Raw genomic sequence first — 4,733 nt, 5'->3', positions numbered from 1 at the left:
GGGCACCGCGCCGCCGGCACTCACCACCTGGGTGGTGTCGGCGTCGCCCGCGCGCACCACCTGGGTCGCGTCCGCGTCGGACGGTCGGGTCACCACCTGGGTGGCCTCCGGATCGGACGGTCGTGTCACCGTCTGCGTGGCCTCCGGGTCGGACGGTCGGGGCACCACCTGCGTGGCCTCCGCATCGGTGCCGACGAAGGACGGCCGCGCCGGCTCGGCATCCGGCGTGGCGGGGGCAGCCGCCGCGCGGGCCAGCTCGGCCTCGGCGTCGCGGCGACCGGCCCGGTAGGCGCGGGCGTGCTCGGCGATCAGCTGCGACTCCTGCTCGGCACGGGTCAGCCACCCCTCCCACCGGCTCTGCATCGGACGGATGAGGCCACCGCCGACCCCGACGACGAGGATGCCGCCGATCGTGGCGAGCACGGCGATCAGCACGGGGGTGGTGACCGCGGTGGCGACACCGATCTGGTTCAGCGCGGCGATGACGCCCAGGCCGAGGATGAACACCGAGGCGGTGGTGGCCAGCACCCGGCCGTACGACAGGCCGCCGAGCGCGCCGCTGATGATGTCCTTCACCGCGTTGGCGATGGCGGCGGACACCACGACGATGACGATCGCGACGAAGGCGCGGGGCAGCCACGAGATCACCGCGCCGAGCAGGTCGGAGATCGGGTTGGGCCCCCAGATGCCGAAGGCGAGCTGGAGGGTGAACAGCAGCAAGCCGTAGTAGACGAGCTTCGCGACGATGTCGCTGGCGTCGTACCGGGAGCGACTCAACGCGCGGCGGACGCCGCCGCGTTCGACGGCCCGGTCGAAGCCCACCCGTTCCAGGACCTTCTCCACGATCTTCAGCGCGGCCTTGGCGATCAGCCATCCGGCCACCAGGATCGCCAGAAAGGCGACGGCCTTGGGCAGGAAGAGCATCACCGAACGGAGGGCGTCACCCACCGCGTCGCTGACGTTGTCACTCATGTGGTCATTCCTCTACGGGGCAGCCGGGACAGTCGTTCCCGACCTACCCCCACCCGCCCGTGGGGAAACGCCGCCCTGGTTGGGCGGGGTCTAGCGCGCGGACTCGTCTTGGCAATATTCTCCGGAGTGCGTGCGGCCACTGGAGCTACTTTTCATCCCCCCGCCGTCGGCCGCAGGAGGAGATGTCATGCACGTCGACCATTCCGAACTGGATCGCCGGACGCTGCTGCGGGCCGGTCTCGGCGCCGCCACTGTCGCCGTCGTCGGGAGCGAACTCGCCTTCCCCGCCTCGGCACAGGCCGCCCCCGGCACCGACCTGGACTGGATCATCAGCTGCGACGAGTGGGCCGCCCGCCCGCCGAAGGACCCGTTGTCGGTCAGCGCCGTCGCCACCAACAAGATCATCGTGCATCACATGGCGTTCCCGAACGTCACCGACTACTCCCGCGAGCAGGCGGTCAAGCTGGCCCACGACTGCCAGGACCTCCACATGGACGGCAACGGCTGGTCGGACACCGGCCAGCACTTCACGGTGAGCCGGGGCGGCTACGTGCTGGAGGGGCGCCGGGGCAGCCTGGAGCGTCTGGAAGCAGGCGACCGGCAGATGATCTCTGCGCACTGCCCGGGCGAGAACGGCCGGGCCATCGGCATCGAGAACGAGGGCACCTACGTCACCGAGACCCCGCCAAAGGCCCTGACCGATTCCCTGGTCAAGCTCTGCGTTGCGATCTGCCGACAGTACGGACTGCACGCGTACGACATCTTCGGCCACTGGGACTTCCGCACCACCGAGTGCCCGGGCGCCGCCTTCTACCGGCAGTTCCCGGAGCTGCGCCGGCGGGTGCACGCCGCCCTCGGCACCAAACTGGGCGACGTGCCGGCGCGCCGCTGGCCGGACCTGTGGCGCTTCGTCAACTCCCCCTCGGTCCGGGTCGTGCAGCACCTGCTCGTCCACCGGGGCTACGCGGTGACGGTCAGCGGCACCTTCGACGCCGCGACCGTGGCGGCCGTGCAGGACTGGCAGGCCCGCAACGGCATCCCGGTGGACGTGGACGCCACCCTCACCCCGCCGACCTGGGAGACGCTGGCACCGGAGCTGGACCAGCACGCCACCGGCGCGCCCGTCACGGCCGTCCAGGAAATGCTCGCCACCAAGGGGTACGCGGTCACCGTCACCGGTGCGTACGACCACGCCACCCGGGCCGCCGTGCAGGACCTGCAGGCGCTGCACGGCCTGCCCCGCAACGGCAAGCTCAGCACGAGCACGTGGTGCACGATCGTCGGCGGGTCGGTCCGCCAGTCGTACCGGCGCCGTTGAGCCCGAGGCGGCGGTGCGGGTCCGACCCGCGCCGCCGCCGGCCCGGCCACCAGCGCGAACGCGCCGCCGGACGGTTTGAGCCGATGTGCGGGCGGAGAAAGTGCCGGACATGACATGGGCCCGTCGAGCCGTACCCGCTGCTGCCGCCGCCGTCGCGGCCCTCGCCGCGCGGGATCTGATCCAGCGCGACCACGCGTTGCTGCGCAACTTCCCGGTGCTCGGACGCGCCCGCTACCTGTTGGAGGCGATCGGGCCGGAGCTTCGGCAGTACATCGTGGCCGGCAACAACGAGGAGCGGCCGTTCACCCGCGACCAGCGCCGCTGGGTGTACGCCTCGGCGAAGCAGCAGAACAACTACTTCGGGTTCGGCACCGACAACGACATCGAGTACACCCCCGGCTATCCGATCATCAAGCACCGCACGTTCGGCCGGGCCGTTCCGCCGTCGACACCGACCGCCGGGCACGACGTACGGCTGCCCTGCGCGAAGGTGCTCGGCGCCGCCCGGGGACGGGCCCACGCGTTCCGCCCGGAGTCGGTGGTCAACATCTCCGGGATGAGCTTCGGCTCGCTATCCGGCAACGCCATCGCCGCGCTGAACAAGGGGGCGGCGCTCGCCGGCTGCTTGCAGAACACCGGCGAGGGCGGCCTGTCGCCGTACCACCGCAACGGCGGTGACCTGGTCTTCCAACTCGGGACGGCGTACTTCGGCTGCCGCGACGAGCAGGGCCGGTTCAGTCTCGACCGCCTCAAGGACCTGGTTGCCGGCGCACCGGTGAAGGCCTTGGAGATCAAGCTGAGCCAGGGCGCGAAGCCGAGCCTCGGCGGTCTGCTGCCCGGCGCGAAGGTCTCCGCCGAGATCGCCGCGACCCGCGGCATCCCGGCCGGGCAGGACTGCGTGAGCCCGTCGCGGCACGCCGAGTTCTCCGACTGCGACAGCCTCCTCGACTGGGTGGAACTGTTGGCAGCCGAGACGGGCCTGCCGGTCGGTATCAAGTCGGCGGTCGGCGACCTTGGCTTCTGGCAGGAGTTGGCCACGCTGATGCGCGACACCGGCCGCGGTGTGGATTTCGTGACGATCGACGGCGGCGAGGGCGGCACCGGCGCCGCGCCACTGATCTTCACCGACTCGGTGTCACTCCCGTTCCAGCAGGGCTTCACCCGGGTGTACAAGATTTTCGCCGAGCACGACCTGCACGAACAGGTGGTCTTCGTCGGTGGCGGCAAGCTCGGCCTGCCGGACAACGCCATCGTCGCCTTCGCACTCGGCTGCGACATGGTCAACGTCGGCCGGGAGGCGATGCTCTCCATCGGCTGCATCCAGGCTCAGAAGTGCCACACCGACGCCTGCCCTACCGGCGTCGCCACCCAGAACGCGTGGCTCGCCCGGGGCCTGGACCCGTCGCTGAAGTCGGTGCGGGCGGCCAACTACCTGCGAACGCTGCGCCGCGACCTGACCAAGGTCGCCGAGGCCTGCGGCGTCGAACACCCCGGCCTGATCGACACGGATGCCGTGGAGATCCTGGACGGCCGCACCGGCTCCACCCCCCTGCACGAGGTGTACGGCTACCAGCAGCACTGGGGTCTACCCTCGGCAGCCGACCAGGCGGAGATCGTGCGACTGATGACGCCGGAGGCACCGCAGGGCGGCAGCGCCCCACCCTCGCCGACCGCGGTGGGCTGACGAACCACCCGACCGCGCCATGCCCGCCCGACCCGGCGTCACACAGGTCCGCCGGGCACGGCATGGCCGGGCACGGCGGACAGCTCATCGGGAAACGGAGGCCCCAGAACCATGTTCCCAACGTTTGATGCCGCTGTGGCATCTTGATGCCGCTGTGGCATCAAGCGTTCCGACGACATGCCCGCCAGACCGCGGCCTTTCGCCGATGACCAACGCCGTCGGCGCAGGCGTCGGACGCACGGCGTTGGCGGCGCTGGCGGCAGCAGGCCGAAAACGCCGCGTCGTCGGCGGTCGAACGCGGTAAACGCATGGAGCCGTCGCCGGGGATACCCGTATCGTGGCGCGATGCTGATCAGACGTGAGACACCCGCCGACGTCGACGCCATCCGGGCGGTGCACGCCGCCGCTTTCGCCAAGACCGACGGCGACGGCGACCACGTTCCGGTGGAGGCGACACTGGTCGACGCGCTGCGCGCCGACGAGGGCTGGCTGCCCGCGTACTCCCTGGTGGCTGTGGATTCGGACGGCCAGGTGGTGGGTCACGTGGTGGCCACCCGCGGCCTGGTGGGCGGCGAGCCGGCGGCGTTGGGCCTGGGGCCGCTCGGCGTGCTGCCCGACTCGCAGCGACGCGGCGTCGGCAGCGCGTTGATGCACGCGGTGCTCGGCGCGGCCGACGCGCGGGACGAGCCGCTCGTGGTGCTGCTCGGGCATCCCGACTACTACCCGCGCTTCGGATTCGGGCCCGCCGTCGACCTGGGC

4 protein-coding genes are annotated in these 4,733 nt (G+C 71.3%); 3 read left to right on the top strand and 1 reads right to left on the bottom strand.

All coding sequences use genetic code 11. From position 1 onward, the window contains the following. On the bottom strand, positions 1 to 972 hold a 972-nt coding region (locus ACWCO3_RS31705; RefSeq protein ID WP_450013566.1), incomplete at its 3' end, for a membrane protein. Between the two features lie 187 nt (positions 973 to 1,159). Between ACWCO3_RS31705 and ACWCO3_RS31700 the strand changes: the two genes are divergently transcribed. The 3 genes from ACWCO3_RS31700 to ACWCO3_RS31690 all read left to right on the top strand — a co-directional run. Continuing rightward, positions 1,160 to 2,290: a peptidoglycan recognition protein family protein gene (locus ACWCO3_RS31700; protein ID WP_450013564.1), complete on the top strand. Its 1,131-nt coding sequence runs from the start codon at positions 1,160 to 1,162 to the stop codon at positions 2,288 to 2,290. 109 nt (positions 2,291 to 2,399) lie between these two features. After that, positions 2,400 to 3,974, top strand: coding sequence for an FMN-binding glutamate synthase family protein (locus tag ACWCO3_RS31695; protein ID WP_450013562.1), 1,575 nt, complete (start codon positions 2,400 to 2,402; stop codon positions 3,972 to 3,974). Between the two features lie 345 nt (positions 3,975 to 4,319). After that, on the top strand, positions 4,320 to 4,733 hold a 414-nt coding region (locus ACWCO3_RS31690; RefSeq protein ID WP_450013560.1), incomplete at its 3' end, for a GNAT family N-acetyltransferase.

It is taken from the genome of Micromonospora sp. NPDC002411, from assembly GCF_053592955.1.
Note: the sequence above shows the minus strand (reverse complement) of the source record. Positions and strands in the feature narration are given on the sequence as shown.

Bases quoted from the DNA above. Each gene is read 5' to 3' on its own strand.
- ACWCO3_RS31700 (WP_450013564.1), top strand. From the start codon at position 1,160: ATGCACGTCGACCATTCCGAACTGGATCGCCGGACGCTGCTGCGGGCC.
- ACWCO3_RS31695 (WP_450013562.1), top strand. From the start codon at position 2,400: ATGACATGGGCCCGTCGAGCCGTACCCGCTGCTGCCGCCGCCGTCGCG.